The sequence below is a fragment of the Kitasatospora sp. NPDC057015 genome, assembly GCF_042673745.1.
In the GTDB taxonomy this organism is placed as follows: domain Bacteria; phylum Actinomycetota; class Actinomycetes; order Streptomycetales; family Streptomycetaceae; genus Kitasatospora.
Genome location: NZ_JBHUSG010000018.1, coordinates 65,507 through 83,895, shown reverse-complemented (window position 1 = coordinate 83,895; position 18,389 = coordinate 65,507). Strand labels below are relative to the sequence as shown.

General features: G+C 73.0%; 18 protein-coding genes. 2 read left to right on the top strand and 16 right to left on the bottom strand.

What is annotated here, in order from left to right; genetic code table 11:
• Positions 1-113: 113 nt before the first annotated feature.
• From ACFTWP_RS19070 to pgsA, 15 genes are all read right to left on the bottom strand, one after another.
• A complete protein-coding gene (locus ACFTWP_RS19070) occupies positions 114-665 on the bottom strand; it encodes an adenine phosphoribosyltransferase (protein ID WP_380265764.1) in 552 nt (183 codons plus the stop codon).
• A gap of 25 nt (positions 666-690) precedes the next feature.
• Positions 691-1,803 carry a protein translocase subunit SecF gene (gene secF, locus ACFTWP_RS19065; protein ID WP_380265763.1) on the bottom strand — a complete coding sequence of 371 codons (1,113 nt, stop codon included), beginning with the start codon at positions 1,801-1,803 and terminating at the stop codon, positions 691-693.
• A gap of 4 nt (positions 1,804-1,807) precedes the next feature.
• Entirely contained in the window at positions 1,808-3,616 is a 1,809-nt protein-coding gene (secD, locus tag ACFTWP_RS19060; protein ID WP_380265762.1) for a protein translocase subunit SecD, read from the bottom strand.
• A gap of 147 nt (positions 3,617-3,763) precedes the next feature.
• Entirely contained in the window at positions 3,764-4,186 is a 423-nt protein-coding gene (gene yajC / locus ACFTWP_RS19055) for a preprotein translocase subunit YajC (RefSeq protein WP_380265761.1), read from the bottom strand.
• Between the two features lie 167 nt (positions 4,187-4,353).
• Positions 4,354-5,463, bottom strand: a complete 1,110-nt coding sequence (gene ruvB / locus ACFTWP_RS19050) for a Holliday junction branch migration DNA helicase RuvB (protein WP_380265760.1) — start codon at positions 5,461-5,463, stop codon at positions 4,354-4,356.
• Between the two features lie 133 nt (positions 5,464-5,596).
• Positions 5,597-6,208, bottom strand: a complete 612-nt coding sequence (gene ruvA / locus ACFTWP_RS19045) for a Holliday junction branch migration protein RuvA (RefSeq protein WP_380265759.1) — start codon at positions 6,206-6,208, stop codon at positions 5,597-5,599.
• Positions 6,205-6,774, bottom strand: coding sequence for a crossover junction endodeoxyribonuclease RuvC (gene ruvC, locus ACFTWP_RS19040; RefSeq protein WP_380265758.1), 570 nt, complete (start codon positions 6,772-6,774; stop codon positions 6,205-6,207). Before ruvC ends, ruvA begins: the two co-directional genes overlap by 4 nt.
• A 159-nt stretch (positions 6,775-6,933) precedes the next feature.
• On the bottom strand, positions 6,934-7,692 hold the full coding sequence (locus tag ACFTWP_RS19035) for a YebC/PmpR family DNA-binding transcriptional regulator (RefSeq protein WP_380265757.1): 759 nt from the start codon (positions 7,690-7,692) through the stop codon (positions 6,934-6,936).
• Between the two features lie 114 nt (positions 7,693-7,806).
• Complete coding sequence (gene pdxT / locus ACFTWP_RS19030) at positions 7,807-8,436, bottom strand: pyridoxal 5'-phosphate synthase glutaminase subunit PdxT (RefSeq protein ID WP_380265756.1); 630 nt, start codon at positions 8,434-8,436, stop codon at positions 7,807-7,809.
• Positions 8,437-8,524: 88 nt separating this feature from the next.
• Complete coding sequence (pdxS, locus tag ACFTWP_RS19025; RefSeq protein ID WP_073921495.1) at positions 8,525-9,436, bottom strand: pyridoxal 5'-phosphate synthase lyase subunit PdxS; 912 nt, start codon at positions 9,434-9,436, stop codon at positions 8,525-8,527.
• A gap of 136 nt (positions 9,437-9,572) precedes the next feature.
• Complete coding sequence (locus ACFTWP_RS19020; RefSeq protein WP_380265814.1) at positions 9,573-10,073, bottom strand: hypothetical protein; 501 nt, start codon at positions 10,071-10,073, stop codon at positions 9,573-9,575.
• A gap of 133 nt (positions 10,074-10,206) precedes the next feature.
• The gene (locus ACFTWP_RS19015; protein WP_380265755.1) at positions 10,207-10,575 is read right to left on the bottom strand and encodes a 5-carboxymethyl-2-hydroxymuconate Delta-isomerase; all 369 of its coding nucleotides are present in this window, start codon (positions 10,573-10,575) and stop codon (positions 10,207-10,209) included.
• 128 nt (positions 10,576-10,703) lie between these two features.
• A complete protein-coding gene (locus ACFTWP_RS19010) occupies positions 10,704-11,891 on the bottom strand; it encodes a glycosyltransferase family 4 protein (protein ID WP_380265754.1) in 1,188 nt (395 codons plus the stop codon).
• A gap of 20 nt (positions 11,892-11,911) precedes the next feature.
• Positions 11,912-12,940 carry a phosphatidylinositol mannoside acyltransferase gene (locus ACFTWP_RS19005; protein ID WP_380265753.1) on the bottom strand — a complete coding sequence of 343 codons (1,029 nt, stop codon included), beginning with the start codon at positions 12,938-12,940 and terminating at the stop codon, positions 11,912-11,914.
• Complete coding sequence (gene pgsA, locus ACFTWP_RS19000; RefSeq protein WP_380265752.1) at positions 12,937-13,596, bottom strand: phosphatidylinositol phosphate synthase; 660 nt, start codon at positions 13,594-13,596, stop codon at positions 12,937-12,939. Before pgsA ends, ACFTWP_RS19005 begins: the two co-directional genes overlap by 4 nt.
• 275 nt (positions 13,597-13,871) lie before the next feature.
• Between pgsA and ACFTWP_RS18995 the strand changes: the two genes are divergently transcribed.
• On the top strand, positions 13,872-15,938 hold the full coding sequence (locus ACFTWP_RS18995; RefSeq protein WP_380265751.1) for an elongation factor G-like protein EF-G2: 2,067 nt from the start codon (positions 13,872-13,874) through the stop codon (positions 15,936-15,938).
• Between the two features lie 67 nt (positions 15,939-16,005).
• Here ACFTWP_RS18995 and ACFTWP_RS18990 read toward each other — a convergent pair whose 3' ends face one another.
• The gene (locus ACFTWP_RS18990; protein ID WP_380265750.1) at positions 16,006-16,446 is read right to left on the bottom strand and encodes a thiol-disulfide oxidoreductase DCC family protein; all 441 of its coding nucleotides are present in this window, start codon (positions 16,444-16,446) and stop codon (positions 16,006-16,008) included.
• Between the two features lie 194 nt (positions 16,447-16,640).
• Between ACFTWP_RS18990 and ACFTWP_RS18985 the strand changes: the two genes are divergently transcribed.
• Positions 16,641-18,290 carry a hypothetical protein gene (locus tag ACFTWP_RS18985; RefSeq protein WP_380265749.1) on the top strand — a complete coding sequence of 550 codons (1,650 nt, stop codon included), beginning with the start codon at positions 16,641-16,643 and terminating at the stop codon, positions 18,288-18,290.
• The last annotated feature ends 99 nt before the right edge of the window (positions 18,291-18,389 follow it).

Below are 18,389 nucleotides of genomic sequence, written 5' to 3'. Positions count from 1 at the left end.
CGAGCCCGGCGGGCCGGTGTTCCGCCGCGTCCCCGCACGTGTCGGCCGGGCGGACGACGAAGGCGGTGGTCGCGACCGCGACCACCGCCCCCGAATGCTCCGTGCAGCTGCCCTCAGACCCGGACCAGCGTCTCCAGCGGAGCGCCGTCCAGGTGCGCCGCGAGGCGCGCCCGGCCGTCCAGGAAGCCGAGCTCCATCAGGACGACCACACCGGCGAGCCGGGCCCCGGCCCGCCGGACGAGGTCCAGCGAGGCGCCGATGGTGCCACCGGTGGCCAGCACGTCGTCGACCACCAGGACCCGCTCACCCGGGGTGAACGCGTCGCACTGGACCTCCAGCGTCGCCGAGCCGTACTCCAGCTCGTAGGACTGCGCGTGCACCTCGCCGGGCAGCTTGCCCTTCTTGCGGATCGGCACGAAGCCGAGCCCGGCCGCGAAGGCCGCCGGGGCCGCCAGCACGAAGCCGCGGGCCTCCAGGCCCACCACCTTGGTCGCCCCGAGCTCCGTGGCCCGCTCGGCCAGCGCCCGGGTGAGGGCCGCGAAGGCCTCGGCGTCGGCGAGCAGCGGCGCGATGTCCTTGAACAGCACGCCGGGCTTCGGGTAGTCCGGAACGTCGCGGATCCTGCTGCTCAGCAGGCCGGCGAGGTCGGTGGCGGGGGAGGTCACGAGGAGTCCTTACGAAGGGGAGGGTTCAGCGCTTGCCGGTCGGACGGCCCTTGGCGCGCGAGCGCCCGGCCGCCTGGCCACGCTGACCGACCATACCGGCAGGCAGGTCCTCGTCGGCGAACTCCTCGCCCTCGGGGGTGCCCTCCCCGGCCGCCTCGGCGGCGGCCTTGGCCTCGGAGGCGCGCCGCTGGGCGACCCGCTTGGCCAGCGCCTTCATCTCGGGCTGCTCCTCCTTGAGCTGCGCGAGCAGCGGGGTGGCGACGCAGATCGAGGAGTAGGCACCGGCGGCGAGGCCGATGAACAGCGCGAGCGAGATGTCGTTCAGGGTGCCGGCGCCCAGCAGGCCACCGCCGATGAAGAGCAGCGCGGCGACCGGCAGCAGGGCGACCACGGTGGTGTTGATGGACCGCACCAGGGTCTGGTTGAGGCCCGCGTTGGCCGCCTCGCTGTAGGTGAGCTTGCTCTGCTTGGTGAGCCCCTTGGTGTTCTCCTTCACGGTGTCGAAGACGACGACCGTGTCGTAGAGCGAGTACCCGAGGATGGTCAGGAAGCCGATCACCGTACCGGGGGTGACCTCGAAGCCCACCAGGGCGTACACGCCGATGGTGATCAGGAGGTCGTGGATGAGGGCGACCAGGGCGGCCACCGCCATCCGCCACTCGAAGGCGATGGCCATGTAGACCGTCACCAGGACCATGAAGATGACCAGGCCGAGCAGGGCCTTCTGGGAGATCTGCTCACCCCAGCTGGGGCCGATCACCTGGCTGTCGATCTCCGCGACCGGAACGTTCAGTTCCTTGGCGAGACCGGTGCGGATGGTGTCCGGGGTCTGCTCGATCTCGGAGCTGATCTGGATCCGGACCTTGCCGTTGTCCGTGGACTGCACCAGGGCGGTGGTGCCGTGGGTCACGTCGTTGACGGCGGTCTGCGCCTGGGCGACGGTCAGGCCGGACTTCTGGACGGTGTAGACCGAGCCGCCCTTGAACTCGATGCCCAGGTGCAGGCCCATGGCCAGACCGATGGCCGCGACCAGCACGATGACGCCGGAGATGCTGTACCAGAGCTTGCGGCGCCCGACGAAGTCGAAGCTGACCTCGCCCTGGTAGAGCCGGTGGCCCAGATTGGAGAAGCGTGACATGACGTCAGGCCTCCTTCGTGGCGGCGGGAGCGGAGGTCCGGCGACGGGTGCCGCGGATCGGCGGGCGGGCGCCCAGGCGCTTCGGGTCCAGGCCGGACCACGGGTGGCCGTCCGAGAAGAACTTCTTCCGGGCGAGCAGCGTGATCAGCGGCTTGGTGAAGAGGAAGATCACCACGACGTCGAGCGCGGTGGTCAGGCCGAGGGTGAAGGCGAAGCCCTGCACCTTGCCGACCGAGACCAGGTAGAGGACCGCGGCACAGAGGAAGGAGACGAAGTCCGACACCAGGATGGTGCGCCGGGCGCGCGGCCAGGCGCGCTGCACGGCCGGGCGCAGCGGGGCGCCCTCGCGGACCTCGTCGCGGATGCGCTCGAAGTACACGATGAAGGAGTCGGCGGTGATGCCGATCGCGACGATCGCACCGCAGACGGCCGGCAGGTTGAGCGCGAACCCGATACCGGCGCCGAGCAGGCTCATGATCGAGTAGGTCAGCGCGGCCGAGACCAGCAGACCGGCGATCGAGACCAGGCCGAGGCCGCGGTAGTAGACCAGCGAGTAGAGGATCACCAGGATCATGCCGATCAGGCCGGCGATCAGGCCCGCCTTCAGCTGGTCCCCGCCGAGCTGCGGCGAGACGGTGACCACGTCGCTCTGGGCGAAGCTGAGCGGCAGCGCGCCGAAGTTCAGCACGTTGGCCAGGCCCTGGGCCTCGTCCTGGGTGAAGCTGCCGGAGATGACGGCGGAGCCGCCCGGGATCGACTCGCGGACCTGCGGGTGGGAGACCACGCCGCCGTCCAGGACGACCGCGAACTGGTTGGCCGGCGGGGCCTGGGTGGCCAGCTGGCCGGTGGTGGTGGCGAAGGCCTTCGACCCGTTGTCGTTGAACTGCAGCTGGACCTGCCAGCCGGCGGCGTTCTGGGTGTCGATGGTGGCCTGGGCCTTGGAGATGTCCGAGCCGTTCACCTGGACGGGGCCGAGGGCGAACTTGTTGTAGTAGCCCTGCTCCTTGTCGGAGCTGCAGGCGACCGTCGGCTTGGTGAGGTCGGCGTTCTGGTAGTCCTTGCGCTGCGCGTCGACCGAGCAGTCCAGGGCCGCGAACTGCGCCTGCAGGTCGGCCGGGACGGTGCCCTGGGTCAGCGCTGCGGAGAGGTCCGCGGCGGACGGCGCGGTGGCGGCGGCGCTGGGCGCCGCGGCCGGTGCGCTCGCGGCCGGGGAGGCGGCCGGCGCGGTGGCCGTCGGGGACGGCGACGCGGCGTCGGCGGTCAGGGCCTCACCGAGGGCGCGGCCGGCCTTGGTGCCGCTCGCGGAGGGCGTCGGGGCGGCGGCCGTGGAGCCGCCGGTGGCCGTCGCCGTGGGAGCGGGCGCCGCGCTGCCGGAGGCCGAGGCACTCGGGCTCGCGGTCGGCGCCTGGGCCTGCACGCCGCTGGGGGCGTAGGCCAGGACCGGGCGGAAGAAGAGCTTCGCAGTCGTGCCGACCTGGTCGGCCGCAGACTCCTTGTCCCCACCCTTGGGGATGTTGACGACAATGTTCTTGTCGCCCTCGGTCTGCACCTCGGCCTCGGAGACACCCATGGCGTTGACACGCTTCTGGATGATCGCGACAGCGATGTTCATGTTGGACTTGTTGATCGCCTTGGGGTCGTCCGACTCGGCGGTCAGCGTGATGCTGGTGCCACCGGCGAGGTCGATCCCGAGGCGGGGCTTGGTGTTGCCCGTCCCGAACATGAGGGCGACCAGTCCGACGGTGACCACCAGGATGAGGGCCAGGGCCCGTCCCGGGTAACCGTCGCGCGGACGCGACTTGGGTGTTGCCACCTTGCTCGTTTCTCCCTGTCCATGCCAGCGCCCGCCGCACCCCCGTCCGGCGTGGGGCGGGACGGGGGGAAGACGTGGCGAGCGAAGGCCCTGAGGTCCTGTGGGCGCGCGGCACGGTGCCGCGGCGGCCGGGTGTGCCCGAACGTACTACTTGCTCGTGGGAGCCCCGGAGTCGGCGTCGCCCTTGTCCGCGCCGTCCTTCGAGAGCGAGAGCGGCTTGTCGCCGTCCTCGGTCGCGTCGGCCTGGTCGGCGGACTCGGCGGCCTCGGCCAGCTCGGCGAGCTCGTCCTCCAGCGGACGGCCGTTGATGATCGCGTCGAACTCCTGCGGGTCCAGCACCGCGGCGATCGCGCCCTTGGTGAAGTGGGCGACCACGCCCGGCGCGATCTCCAGCTCGACGGTCTCGTCGTTGACCGCCTTCACCTGGGCGTACAGACCGCCGATGGTGCGCACGCCGACCCCCGGCTCCAGCGCGGTCTGCATCGACTGCTGCTGCTGCTGGCGCTTCTTCTGCGACCGGAACATCAGGACGATCGCGATAATCGGGAGGAGAAGGATGATGAGGTTCACTGCAGCCAGGGTCCTTTACGGGCCGCCGCCCGGCGGCCTGTGGTGTTGGTCGGCCCGTCAGGTGAGAGGGGCGGTCCGGCGGAGTCTAGGCGACCCGAACTGATCGGACAACGCCAAGCATCGCATCCTGCCGCCGAAAGTGGCGACCCTCCGCCTGCATGGATTCTTCAGTCCTCCTCCACCGCGTCGAACAGCTCGGACTGGGCGGGCACCCGCCCGCGCGGACCCGGGCCGCCCGCCGGGCGGGCCGCAGTGGTCTGGACCGGTGGGACCAGACCGAGGTGCTGCCAGGCGGCCGGGGTGGCGATCCGGCCCCGGGGCGTGCGGGCCAGCAGGCCCTCGCGGACCAGGAAGGGCTCGGCGACCTCCTCCACGGTCTCGGACTCCTCCCCCACGGCGACCGCCAATGTCGACAAACCGACCGGTCCGCCGCCGAACAGCCTGATCAGGGCGTCCAGCACCGCCCGGTCCAGCCGGTCCAGGCCGCGGGCGTCGACCTCGTACACCTTCAGGGCCCGGGCCGCGATCGCCCGGTCGACCACGCCGTCGTGCTTGACCTGCGCGTAGTCCCGGACCCGGCGCAGCAGCCGGTTGGCGATCCGGGGCGTGCCCCGGGAGCGGCCGGCGATCTCGGCGGCGCCCGCCGGGTCGATCTCCACGTCGAGCAGCGCGGCCGAGCGGTGCACCACCCGCTCCAGCTCGGCGGGGGCGTAGAACTCCATGTGCCCGGTGAACCCGAAGCGGTCACGCAGCGGGGGCGGCAGCAGCCCGGCCCGGGTGGTGGCGCCGACCAGGGTGAACGGCGGCAGCTCCAGCGGGATGGCGGTGGCACCCGGACCCTTGCCGACGATCACGTCGACCCGGTAGTCCTCCATCGCCATGTAGAGCATCTCCTCGGCGGGCCGGGACATCCGGTGGATCTCGTCGAGGAAGAGCACCTCCCCCTCGGTGAGCGAGGAGAGGATCGCCGCGAGGTCCCCCGCGTGCTGGATCGCGGGGCCGGAGGTGATCCGGATCGGGGCGTTCAGCTCGGCCGCGATGATCATCGACAGGGTGGTCTTGCCCAGCCCGGGCGGGCCGCTCAGCAGCACGTGGTCCGGCGCCCGGCCGCGCTTGCGGGCGGCCTGGAGCACCAGGGAGAGCTGCTCGCGGACCCGCTCCTGCCCGATGAACTCGTCGAGCAGCTTCGGACGCAGCGCCGCCTCGACCGCCTGGTCCTCGCCGTCGGCGGCGGCGGTCACCAGCCGGTCGGCCGGTTCGGAGTCGTACGGGCTCATCGGGGCGGGCTCCAGTCTCGGACGGTCGGTGGTGGACGGCGGGCGGGCTGCGGGAGGCCAGCGGACGGGCGGACGGGCGGCCCGACCGAAAGGTCGACACGTCGACCGGCGGGGCCGCCCGGGCGCCCGCGGGTCAGCGCGTGCGGTTCAGGGTGCGCAGCGCGGCCTTGAGCAGCACACCGATGTCCGGCGTGGACTGCGCCTCGGCCTCCGGAGTGACGGCGGCGACGGCGTCGTCCGCCTCCCGCGGAGCGTAGCCGAGACCCACCAGGGCGGCCTGCAGCTGCTCGCTCCACGGCGCCGGACCGGCGGCGAGCGGCTTCTGCGCCGGCACGCTGCCGTGCGGGGCGCCCAGCTTGTCCTTGTACTCCAGCAGCAGCTTCTGGGCGCCGCGCTTGCCGATCCCCGGCACCGCCATCAGCGCCTTCTCGTCACCGGTGGCGACGGCCAGGCGCAGCGCGTCCGGGCTGTGCACGCCCAGCATGGCCTGGGCGAGCCGGGGGCCGACGCCGCTGGCGTTCTGCAGCAGGTCGAAGGTGGCGCGCTCGTCCTCGTCGGCGAAGCCGTAGAGGGTGAGGGAGTCCTCGCGGACGACCAGCGAGGTGGCGAGCCGGGCCGGGTCGCCGATCCGCAGGGCGGCGAGCGTGGTGGGGGTGCACTGGAGGGCGAGGCCGACGCCGCCGACCTCCACCACGGCGGTACCCGTGGAGAGGGCCGCGACCTGGCCCTGGACGAACGCGATCACCGGCGGTACTCCTGTCGGACGGCGGGGCGGGCGGCCACCGCGGCGGACCTCGCGGCCGGCGCCTTCGCCACCGCGGCGGCGATCCGGCCGGCGGCCGCACCGCGCCAGATGTGGCAGATGGCGAGCGCGAGGGCGTCGGCGGCGTCGGCCGGCTTGGGCGGGGCGTCGAGCCGCAGCAGGCGGGTGACCATGGCGGTGACCTGCGCCTTGTCGGCCCGGCCGGAGCCCGTGACGGCGGCCTTGACCTCGCTGGGGGTGTGCAGGGTGACGGGGATGCCCCGCCGGGTGGCGCAGAGCATGGCGACCGCGCTGGCCTGGGCGGTGCCCATCACCGTCCGCACGTTGTGCTGGGCGAAGACCCGCTCGACGGCGACCATGTCCGGCCGGTGCTCCTCCAGCCAGGCCTCGATGCCCTGCTCGACGAGCAGCAGCCGGGGCCCGATCTCGGCGTCGGCCGGGGTGCGCACCACGCCGACGCCCACCATCCGCAGCGGACGGCCCGGCTCCCCGTCGACCACACCGACGCCGCACCTGGTCAACCCAGGGTCCACTCCCAGTACCCGCACGCCGTGCCCGCCTCTCCCGTGACCACCCGAAGGGTATCGGGCACCGCTGACAACGAACGCCGCGAACACACCTGCGAGCAGGCCCGGACGCACCGCGCCCGGTGGTCCCTGGGACCACCGGGCGCGGGGGGTGCGGGGCCTCGGGCCCCGGGACGGGCCCTAGTCGGCGTCGAGCTCGGCGCCGACGGAGTCCGGGATGTCGAAGTTGGCGAAGACGTTCTGGACGTCGTCGCTGTCCTCCAGCGCGTCGATCAGCTTGAAGATCTTGCGGGCGCCGTCGGCGTCCAGCTCGACCTGCACGCTGGGCACGAAGTTGGCGTCGGCCGAGTCGTAGTCGATCCCGGCGTCCACCAGCGCGGTGCGGACCGCGACCATGTCGGTCGCCGCGCTGATCACCTCGTAGGTGTCACCGAGGTCGTTGACCTCCTCGGCGCCGACCTCCAGGACGACCTCGAAGACCTTGTCCTCGTCCACGCCGTCCGCCTTGGGGACGATGATGACGCCCTTGCGGGTGAACATGTACGACACCGAGCCCGGGTCGGCCATGTTGCCGCCGTTGCGGGTCATCGCCACCCGCACGTCGGAGGCGGCACGGTTGCGGTTGTCGGTGAGGCACTCGATGAGCACCGCGACACCGTTCGGACCGTAGCCCTCGTACATGATGGTCGAGTAGTCGGCCCCGCCGGCCTCGGCGCCGTCACCGCGCTTGACGGCGCGGTTGATGTTGTCGATCGGGACCGAGCTCTTCTTCGCCTTCTGGATGGCGTCGTACAGCGTCGGGTTGCCGGCCGGGTCGCTGCCGCCGGTGCGCGCCGCCACCTCGATGTTCTTGATCATCTTGGCGAAGAGCTTGCCGCGCTTGGCGTCGATCACGGCCTTCTTGTGCTTGGTGGTAGCCCACTTAGAGTGGCCGGACATCGCCAGCTCCTTTACGTCGCCAAAAGGGAAATGAACAGGAGAGATCTTACCGGTGCCGCGGTGCGGCGGGGGCACCCGTGCGGCGCGCGCCGGGCCGGGAGCCCCTGCGGGCTGCTAGGCGGCGGCCTGCGGGACGGCCGCCTCGACCATCCGGACGAAGTACTCGTGGACGCGGTGGTCGCCGGTCAGCTCCGGGTGGAACGAGGTGGCCAGCAGGTTGCCCTGACGGACCGCCACGATCCGGCTGTCCGGACCGTCGGCGGCGGACAGCTCGGCCAGCACCTCGACGCCGGCGCCGACCGCCTCGACCCAGGGGGCGCGGATGAACACGCCGTGCACGGGCTCGCCCGCGAGACCGCGGAACTCGATCGCGGACTCGAAGGACTCGTTCTGGCGGCCGAAGGCGTTGCGGCGCACCGTCATGTCGATGCCCCCGACCGTCTCCTGGTCGTCGCGGCCGTCCAGGATCTTGTCGGCCAGCATGATCATGCCCGCGCAGGAGCCGTAGACCGGCATCCCGGCGGCGACCCGCTCGCGCAGCGGCGCCATCATCCCGAAGGCCAGCGCCAGCTTGGACATGGTGGTCGACTCCCCGCCGGGGATCACCAGCGCGTCGACCTCGGCGAGCTCCTCGGGGCGACGCACCGGGCGGGCCAGCGCGTCGGCCTCGGCAAGCGCGATCAGGTGCTCGCGGACGTCGCCCTGCAGGGCCAGGACTCCGATGACTGGGGTACGGCTCGACACGGTTGCTACCTCTTCAGACTTCTCGGACGGACGACGCACGACGGCCCGCCGCGCCTGTGAATCCGCGCGGCGGGCCGTCGGGCAGGGACTACCAGCCGCGGTTGGCGTACCGCTCGGCCTCGGGCAGGGTGTCGCAGTTGATGCCGACCATGGCCTCGCCCAGACCGCGCGACACGTCCGCGATGACCTTCGGGTCGTCGAAGAACGTGGTGGCCTTCACGACGGCGGCGGCACGCTTGGCCGGGTCGCCGGACTTGAAGATGCCCGAGCCGACGAAGACGCCCTCGGCGCCGAGCTGCATCATCAGCGCGGCGTCGGCGGGGGTGGCCACGCCACCGGCGGAGAACAGCACGACCGGGAGCTTGCCCAGCTGCGCGACCTCCTTGACCAGCTCGTACGGGGCCTGGAGGTTCTTCGCCGCGACGAACAGCTCGGTCTCGTCGAGGGTGGTGAGGCGCTTGATGTCGGCGCGGATCTGCCGCATGTGGCGGACGGCCTCGACCACGTTGCCGGTGCCGGCCTCGCCCTTGGAGCGGATCATGGCCGCACCCTCGGCGATGCGGCGCAGCGCCTCGCCCAGGTTGGTGGCGCCGCAGACGAAGGGGGTGGTGAAGGCCCACTTGTCGGAGTGGTTGACCTCGTCGGCCGGGGTGAGCACCTCGGACTCGTCGATGTAGTCCACGCCGAGCGCCTGCAGGACCTGGGCCTCGACGAAGTGGCCGATCCGGGACTTGGCCATGACCGGGATGGAGACGGCGTTGATGATGCCGTCGATCATGTCCGGGTCGGACATCCGGGCGACCCCGCCGTCCTTGCGGATGTCGGCCGGGACGCGCTCCAGCGCCATGACGGCCACCGCGCCGGCGTCCTCAGCGATCTTCGCCTGCTCGGCGTTGACCACGTCCATGATCACACCGCCCTTGAGCTGCTCGGCCATGCCGCGCTTGACCCGGGCGGTACCGATCTGCGGCTGGTCTGCGGTGATGGGGGTGGTGGACACGTGAGACCTCACTCGAAGATGAAAGTGCTATCGCCTTATGTTAGGCGGACACGAGCCCCGGCCCATGCGCCACCAAGTCCATCCCGGCTGCCGGGATACGACAAACAGGCCGAAGCCAGGCAGCTCCTCGCCGGTGCTAGGCGGGGGCTCCCTCGGGGGTCAGCGCGAGCGGCGGGGCGTCGTCCATCTCGAAGGCCATCGGGAACGGCGCCTTGCCCGCAAGGCGGAAGTAGCGCACCAGCCGGTGCTCGCGCACCGCCCGGGCGGCCCGGACGGCATCGTTGTGGAACCGCCTGGCCATCGGCACCCGGCGCACCGCGGCCGTCAGATCCTTCACAGCTTCTTCACCACCGGGCGCCGCGATCAGCACCTCCAGCTGCTCCGGTTCGGCGAACACCGCGCGCAGTGCCAGGCTCAGCTCGCTCTCCGCCACCTCGCGGTGCTCGTCCTGCGACTGCCGGGCCGCGTGCGAGGCCTCGTAGAGCACCAGCGAGGCCGCCGGGTCCAGCAGACCCGAGGTGGCCAGCTCCAGGGAGACCGAGGCGCGGCGCACCAGTTGGGCGTCCAGCGCCGCGCGGGCGGCGTCGATCCGGGCGTGCAACCGGTCGAGCCGCCCGGCCGTCCAACTCAGGTACATCCCGCACAGCACCACGGCCACGGCCGCCCAGATCCACGTAGTCACGGGGCGCAACGCTACCGGGTGCGGTCGGACCGGACCGACCGGCGCATGGCGTGACGCCGCCCGCCGCGCGCCGGTCGGTCCCCGCGTCCTAGCCGCCGAGCACGGTGCCCCGGTAGAAGTCGCGGTCGATCTCGACCACGTCCACGGCGGCGTGCAGGCGCCGGCCGGGCGCCGGGGTCAGCCGCTCGGCCAGCAGCTCCAGCACCGCCTCGCTGAGGCCCGCCTTCGCCTCCGGGCTGCGCCCGGGGAAGATGTGGAAGGCCGCCAGGACGAGGTCCTGCTCCTGCGCGAGCTCACCCACCACGACGGTGCCGTCCACCGGGCGGAAACGCGTCTTGCACCCCTCCGGCGCGGCGTCCAGGTGCTTCACCGCGAGCTGGTTCAGGGCGAGGCCGAGGGCCTGGCGGTCGAAGGTGTCCGCCAGGTTCGCGGAGTAGTCGACGGAGATCTGCGGCATCGGGGCCTCCGGGCGTCGTGACGCGGCCCGCCGGGCTGACGGACCGTCCGGACCACCCTAACCAGCACCGGGGGCCGGATACTCCCGGCCCCCGGCGGGCGCCCGTCCGGATGCCGGGGCGGCGCCCCTCAGTCCCTGGCCAGGCCCAGCCGGCCGCGCCAGCCCGTCCGCTCCTCGTCCACCGGCACCACCGCGGCCGTGCCGTCGGTGACCGTCTCGTAGACCGACAGGATGTCCGCCCCGACCGTCGACCAGTCGAAGCGCCGTACGTGCCGGGAGGCCGCCTTGCGCAGCTCCTCCAGCCGGCCCGGGTCGCCCAGCAGCCGCAGCGCCGCACGGGCCAGCGCGTCGGCGTCCTCGACCGGGAACAGCTCGCCCGCGTCACCGCCGTCCAGCACCTGCTTGAACGCGTCCAGGTCGCTCGCCAGCACCGGCGCGCCCGCCGACATCGCCTCGACCAGGATGATCCCGAAGCTCTCGCCGCCCGTGTTCGGCGCGACGTACAGGTCGACGCTGCGCAGCAGCCGGGCCTTGTCCCGGTCGCTGACCATGCCGAGGAACTCCACCTGGGCCCGGGCCTCGGGGGCGAGGCCGGCCAGGGCCTCCTCCTCGTCGCCCTTGCCGGCCACCAGCAGCCGCACCCCGGGGCGCTCCGCCAGGATCTTCGGCAGCGCCGCCAGCAGCGTGGGCAGGCCCTTGCGCGGCTCGTTGATCCGACCGATGAAGCCGATCGTGCCGGGCTCGCCGTCCGCCGCGCCGCCCGTCCAGCGGGCGTCCGGCTCGGCTTCGGCGAAGAAGCCGACGTCGACGCCGTTGGGGATCACCACGGCGTCACCGCCCAGGTGCTCGACCAGGGTGCGGCGGGCGTACTCGCTGACGGCGATCCGGGCCCGCATCTTCTCCAGTCCGGGCTGGAGGATCGGCGAGGCCGCGATCATCGCCCGCGAGCGCGGGTTGGAGGTGTGGAAGGTGCCCACCATGGGGCCGGAGGCGGACCAGGCCGCGAGCATCGACAGGCTCGGCGAGGCCGGCTCGTGCACGTGCAGGATGTCGAAGTGCCCGTCGTTCAGCCAGCGCCGGACCCGGGCCGCCGACAGGATGCCGAAGCTCAGCCGCGCGACCGAGCCGTTGTACGGCACGGCCACCGCACGGCCGGCCGAGACCACGTACGGCGGCAGCGCCTCGTCGTCCTCGGCGGGCGCCAGCACCGAGACGTCGTGGCCGAGCGCGATCAGGTGCTCGGCGAGGTCCCGGATGTGGAACTGCACGCCTCCGGGGACGTCCCAGTCGTACGGGCAGACGATGCCGATCTTCACCAGGTTCCTCTCAGAGTGCTTCAGGACCCGGCCGGCTCGGCGGCCGGCTCGGTACCGGGCGCGGCCACCGGTGCGGGCGCCGGGGCGCCCGGCTGCTCGCGGACGGGCAGGTCGGCCAGCCAGAGCCGCTGCAGCATGTGCCAGTCCTCGGGGTGCTCGCGGATGCCGCCCGCCCAGACGTCGGCCATCGACTGGACCATCGCCGCGGTCTGCGCCTTCCGGTCGGCGCCCCTCCCGTCGCCCTCCTGGCCGTCGGCGGCCCGGCCGGCGGCGCCGCGCCCGTCGCCCCCGGCCGGCGGCAGCACCTCGGGGTGGATCCGGGCCCGCATCACCGGGCCGTCGTACCAGAGCGTCACCGGCAGCAGCGCGGCCCCGGTGCGCAGGCACAGCGCGGCCGGGCCGGCGGGCATCCGGGTGGCCTCGCCGAAGAAGGTCACCTCGACACCGGCCTCGGAGAGGTCCCGGTCACCGACCAGGCAGACCAGCTTGCCGGCGCGCAGCCGGCGCGCCAGCGTCCCGACCACCGAGACGTCGCCGCCGGTCAGCGGCAGCACCTCCATCCCGAGGCTCTCCCGGTACGCCACGAAGCGCTCGAACAGCCGCTCCGGCTCCAGCCGCTCCGCGACCGTGGTGAACGGGTACCCGACGTGCGAGGCGACCCACGCGCCGGCCAGGTCCCAGTTGCCCATGTGCGGAAGCGCTATCACCGCGCCGCGCCCGGACTCCATCGCCCCGGTGAGGTGCTCCAGACCCTCGACGGCCATGCTCCGGGCGATCCGCTCCCGGCTCCACACCGGCAGCCGGAACGACTCCATCCAGTACCGCAGGTAGGAGCGCATCCCGGCCCGGGACAGCTCCCGCAGCCGGGCCTCGTCCGCGTCGGGACGCACCCGCAGCAGGTTGGCCTCCAGCTGCAGCACCCGCTTGCCGCGCTTGCGCCAGGCCGCGTCGGCGATCTGGTCGAACAGGCCCTTCGCGGCCCGCTCGGGCAGGTGCTTCAGTGCCGCCCAGCCCAGCGCGTACGCCGAGTAGACAATCCGCTCGTTCACGCCACCCCCCGACTCCCCGCCTCCAGGCGGTCCGCCTCGAACGCCTCCCGGCGCACGGTCAGCATCCGCTGGAACACCGTCACCAGGCTCCCCGCCGCCACCAGCCACAGCGCGAACGGCAGCAGCCACTCCACGTACGGCACCCCGAAGGTGTGCAGCCCGGCGACCCCCGCCGCGACCAGGCTGATCACCAGCCGCTCGGCCCGCTCCACCAGCCCCGACACGTCGCAGGGCAGGCCCTGGCTCTCCGCCCGGGCCTTGGTGTACGAGACCACCAGGCCGCTCGCCAGGCAGAAGATCGCCACCGCGCAGAGCAGGTTGTTGTCGCCCTTGCCCGCGTACCACATGGCCAGTCCGCCGAAGATCGCCGCGTCCGCGACCCGGTCGAGCGTGGAGTCCAGGAACGCGCCCCACTTGCTGGTGCGGCCCAGCTGGCGCGCCATGTTGCCGTCGACCAGGTCGGAGAAGATGAACAGCGTGATCGTGATGGTGCCCCAGAAGAACTCCCCGCGGGGGAAGAACACCAGTGCGCCCGCCACCGAGCCGGCCGTACCGATCAGCGTCACCGCGTCGGGGCTCACGCCCAGGCGGATCAGGAAGGCGGCGAAGGGGGTCAGGACACGTGTGAAGAAGGCACGCGCGTATTTGTTGAGCATGGCCTTCCGGACCGCTCCGATCTCACTGGCATCCGCCGACGGCCGCGATCCGCGGCAGGCGACCGAGTGGATCAGCCCACCCGGCTGACCCATGGTATCCACGCCCACCACGCACTCCCGCGCACCGCACCGGCCGGCCGTCGTTCGGCCCAACTGTCAACTACTCAAAGCTCTTCGACGGGCACGCGGGGTGATCGACGGACTCCACCGCACGCGCCCGGACGGGTACCGAACCTAGACTTGGAGCCGTCCGTCGCCACGGGAGGAGAACCCCGATGCCCGACCGCGCCACGGTACGAACAGGGCAGGCGCCGCCCGTCGAGCGCCCCGAACAGCTCCGCAACGTCGTCCTGATCGGCTGCAGCGGCGCCGGCAAGACCACCCTCGCGGAGTCCCTCGCCCTCGCCGCCGGCGCCCTCACCCGGGCCGGCCGGGTCCCCGACGGGAACACCGTCTCGGACCACGAGGAGATCGAGCACAAGCAGCAGCGCTCGGTCCAGCTCGCCGTCCTCCCGCTGGAGTGGCGCGACACCAAGATCAACCTGCTCGACCCGCCCGGCCACCCCGACTTCGCCGCCGAGCTGCGCGCGGCCCTGCACGCCGCCGACGGCGCCGTCTTCGTGGTCTCCGCCACCGACCCGGTCACCGCCCCCACCCGCGCCCTCTGGCGCGAGTGCGCCGCCGCCGGCATCCCCCGGGCGATCGCCGTCGCCAAGCTCGACATCGCCCGCAGCGGCTTCGACGAGATCCTGACGGCCTGCCACGACGCCTTCGGCCTCGGCCCCGACACCCTGCGCCCGCTCTACCTCCCGCTGCACCACGACGGCCGCCCCACCGGCTCGCTCGACCTGCTGACCGGCCGCGGCTACGGGGAGGACGGCCCCGCGCCCGAGCCCACACCCGAGAGCGCCGCCGCCCGCGAGAGCCTGGTGGAGGCCATCTCGGGCCAGGACGACACCCTGATGGAGCGCTACCTCGCCGGCGAGGAGCTCGACACCGCCGCCCTCACCGACGGCCTGCGCCGCGAAGTCCTGGCCTGCGCCCTGCACCCCGCGCTCGCCACCACCGACGGCGGCCTCGGCGCCGCCGAACTCCTCGACCTCATCGCCGCCGCCTTCCCCGACCCGGCGCACCGCCGCCCGCCCGCACCCGACTGCGACCCCGACGCCCCGCTCGCCGCCCAGGTGATCAGGATCACCGGCGACGCCTACGTCGGGCGGATCAGCCTGGTCCGGATGCTGGCCGGCACCCTGCGCCCGGACACCCACGTCGAGATCACCGGCCCGGACGGACGCGAGCCCACCGACGAACGGGTCACCGCCCTCACCAGCCCGTTCGGCAAGCAGCACCACCCCGTACCGCACGCCCTGGCCGGGGACCTCGTCTGCATCGCCAAACTCACCACGGCCCGCACCGGCGACACCCTCGGCGACCCCGGCCACAGCACACCCCTCGACCCGTGGCCACTGGCCGAGCCGCTGCTGCCGATCGCCGTCGAGGCGCACAGCAAGGCCGACGACGACAAGCTCTCGCAGGCCCTCACCCGGCTCACCACCGAGGACCCGGCCGTCCGGGTGGAACAGAACGCCGACACCCACCAGATCGTCCTGTGGTGCACCGGCGAGGCCCATGCCGAGGTCGTCCTGGACCGGCTGCGCGGCCGGCACGGCGTGCACGTCGACACCACCCCGCACCGGGTCGCGCTGCGCGAGACCTTCGGCAGCGCCGCCGCCGGCCACGGCCGCCTGGTGAAGCAGTCCGGCGGCCACGGGCAGTACGCCATCTGCGAGCTGGAGGTGGAGCCGCTCCCGACCGGCGCCGGGTTCGAGTTCCAGGACCGGGTGGTGGGCGGCAGCGTGCCCAAGCACTTCATCCCCTCCGTCGAGAAGGGAGTGCGGGCCCAGCTCGCCAAGGGCGTCGGCACCGGACACCCGCTGACCGACATCCGGGTCACCCTGGTGGACGGCAAGGCCCACTCGGTGGACTCCTCCGACTCGGCCTTCCAGAGCGCCGCCGCGCTCGCCCTGCGCGACGCCGCCGGGCACGCCGTCATCCGGGTACTGGAACCGGTCGCCGCGGTGAGCGTCCTGCTGCCGGACGACTACCTCGGCGCCGTGCTCGGCGACCTCTCCGCCCGGCGCGGCCGGGTCCTCGGCACCGAGACCGGCGGCCCCGGCCTCACCCTGCTGCGCGCCGAAGTCCCCGAGCTCGAACTCGCCCGCTACCCCGTGGACCTGCGCTCCCTCACCCACGGCACCGCCGAGTTCTCCCGCGCCCACCTGCGGCACGAGCCGATGCCGCCCGCGCTCGCGGCGCAACTGACCGCGCGGGGCGAGGAGTAGCACCCCGGGCCGGCCGGCCCGCCCCGTCGTCACGGCCGCTGGCTAGGCCGCACCGCCGGGGCCCGGATCACCCGCCGGCCGGCCCGCCCCGCGGCAGCGCGCAGGTCGGCGTCCCGCCCGGCATCCGCCCGCGGTTGGCCGCCACCCACCGGTAGACCGCGGCCGCCACCGGCCGCACCGGCGCCAGCGCCAGCACTCCACCCGCCCAGGCCCACAGCCCGCCGGAGCGCATCAGCAGCCGGGCCACCGCCTGCGCGCCGCCGTACACCCGCCCGCCCGGGGTCACCCACAGCAGCTCCCGCCCGGCCCGCTCCCCGGACACCTCGCCCCGCCCGCCGGCCCGCGCGTCCAGTGCCGCCAGGTCCGCGAACTGGAACGGGACGGCGTCCCAGCCGGCCGAGGCCAGGGTCTGCCGCAGGTACCGCTCCGCCGCGGTCACGCAGCTCGTGCAGAACGCGCAGTCCCCGTCGAAGACCAGCACCGGATCCCTCATCACCGCTCGGCTCATGACCCGATCGTCCCCCATCCGGCCCCTCCCCGGGCAGCAGAACCGCCGCCCGGGGATCAAAGCCGCCGGATCGGGGAACCATGCGGAATAGGCCGGTACTCGACGCTGCGTGACAGCTGTTCAGACGATCACCCGCGCGGCGTCACCGGAGCGCGGTAACCTGCCGCTGACAAGGGGAGGAGGGCACACCACCCGTGACCAAGCTCGACATGACCCCGGGCGCGCAGATACCCCGTACGGATGCGGGCCCGCAGACGGCGGTCACCCAGGCGCTCTCCTCGGTCGCCTACCGCGACTCGGAGCTCACGGCCTTCGAGGACGTCCAGCCCGGCAAGATCAAGGCCGGCCGGTTCAAGCTGCTGCGGCCCAACCTCGGCGAGGCGTTCAGCAAGGCCGTCATCTCCCGGACCCTCGGGGCCAAGCGCAATCCGCTGGTGCCGTCCTTCGGCGTCGACTCCCGGATGGTCGTCCAGCACTGCCTGGCCGCCCAGGAGCTGCGGGACGCGCGCGACCGCCAGCTCATGATCGTCACCCTGGTGAGCGGCCTGCTCTTCCTCCCCGGCACCCTGCTCTGGCTCGGCGCGTTCCAGATCCGCGCCTGGCTGAAGAAGGACGCCTCGGGCCGGCAGGACATCTACGGCACCCTGGTGCTGGTCGGCGTCGGCCTGATCGCCGTCCTGCTCGCCGTCCGGCCGCCGGTCGGAGGCGTCTGGGCGCTGTACTTCCGGGTGATGATGCTCGCGCCCGTGGTCGGCTGGTACCTCGCCAAGCGGATCGTGCTGCGCAGCACCGAGGACCTGCGGGCCCGCTGGCAGGCGCTGGTGGAGGGCAACGGGCCGGCGGCGACCGTCCCCAAGGCCGTCCCGCGGGACGACATGGACAAGAAGGCGGCCACCCTCAAGGCCCAGCTGGGCCGCCTGGAGGCCGAGCAGGAGACCAACTTCCACCACTACGCCGGGGCGAAGGGCCTGCTCGGCGCGGGCCGGCGCTGGGGCTCCTGGGACGTCAGCGCCGAGCTGAAACCCGCCGAGGGGCACCCCGACTTCCGGACGTTCCACCCGTGGGACCTCGCCCGGAAGATCGGCGAGCGCCTGGGCGGGCTCGGCCGCAGCGAGGTGGCCGGCGGCGGCATGCCGCCGTACTCGGTGAACCACTGGGTGATCCAGCACATCCCGGAGGGCGCGGACGAGATCGGCCGCCCCGGCGGTCCGGAGATGGACGGCGACGGCTTCGTGATGCGCGACCACGCCGTCCAGGCCGTGGCCAACAAGCAGACGTTCGGCCAGGGCGGTCCGCGCCACAGCGTCGCCACCCAGTTCGTGCTGCACCAGGGCCAACTCGTCTCCACCATCCTGGTGGAGGTGGTGGTCCTCTCCAACACCCTCCAGATCACCGTGTCCGGGTACGCGCTCGGGCCGGTGCACGGACTCTTCACCGGCAAGCCCAAGCCCAAGGAGCTGACCCGCCAGAAGACCGGCAAGTTCTGGGAGGAGGAGACGATCCGGCTGCCCCTCATCGACAACGACGAGGTGGTCCGCCAGGCCCTGCGGGCGCCGTTCATGCGGGCGCCGGTCCTGCTCGGCTGGCTGGGCGGCGGGATGGGCCTGCCCGAGCCCTTCGGCCTGCGCTCCACCTGGGTCACCAGGACCTGGGCCAGCCGGGCCATGAGCGACGACGTGCTCCGCAGCGCCACCCCGGTCGTCTCCGCGGTGACGGCCGCGCTGGTGGACTTCCTGGACGAGCACGACATCGACACCAGCCGGTTCACCAACCGGGTGGGCATCCTCAAGTCGGAGCTGCAGAGCGTGCGGCCGTTCCTCGCGGACGAGTACCCCGCGGGCTGAGCCCGCGCGCACGTGCGGCGGGGCCCGGACCCCGGCTAGGAGGGGACGGCCCCCCCCCCCCGGGCGCGCCCGGGCGCCGCGTCCCCCGGCAGCCCCAAG

Bases quoted from the DNA above. Each gene is read 5' to 3' on its own strand.
- secF (WP_380265763.1), bottom strand. From the start codon at position 1,803: ATGTCACGCTTCTCCAATCTGGGCCACCGGCTCTACCAGGGCGAGGTC.
- ruvB (WP_380265760.1), bottom strand. From the start codon at position 5,463: ATGAGCCCGTACGACTCCGAACCGGCCGACCGGCTGGTGACCGCCGCC.
- ACFTWP_RS19035 (WP_380265757.1), bottom strand. From the start codon at position 7,692: ATGTCCGGCCACTCTAAGTGGGCTACCACCAAGCACAAGAAGGCCGTG.
- ACFTWP_RS19020 (WP_380265814.1), bottom strand. From the start codon at position 10,073: ATGTACCTGAGTTGGACGGCCGGGCGGCTCGACCGGTTGCACGCCCGG.
- ACFTWP_RS19015 (WP_380265755.1), bottom strand. From the start codon at position 10,575: ATGCCGCAGATCTCCGTCGACTACTCCGCGAACCTGGCGGACACCTTC.
- pgsA (WP_380265752.1), bottom strand. From the start codon at position 13,596: ATGCTCAACAAATACGCGCGTGCCTTCTTCACACGTGTCCTGACCCCC.
- ACFTWP_RS18995 (WP_380265751.1), top strand. From the start codon at position 13,872: ATGCCCGACCGCGCCACGGTACGAACAGGGCAGGCGCCGCCCGTCGAG.
- ACFTWP_RS18990 (WP_380265750.1), bottom strand. From the start codon at position 16,446: ATGAGCCGAGCGGTGATGAGGGATCCGGTGCTGGTCTTCGACGGGGAC.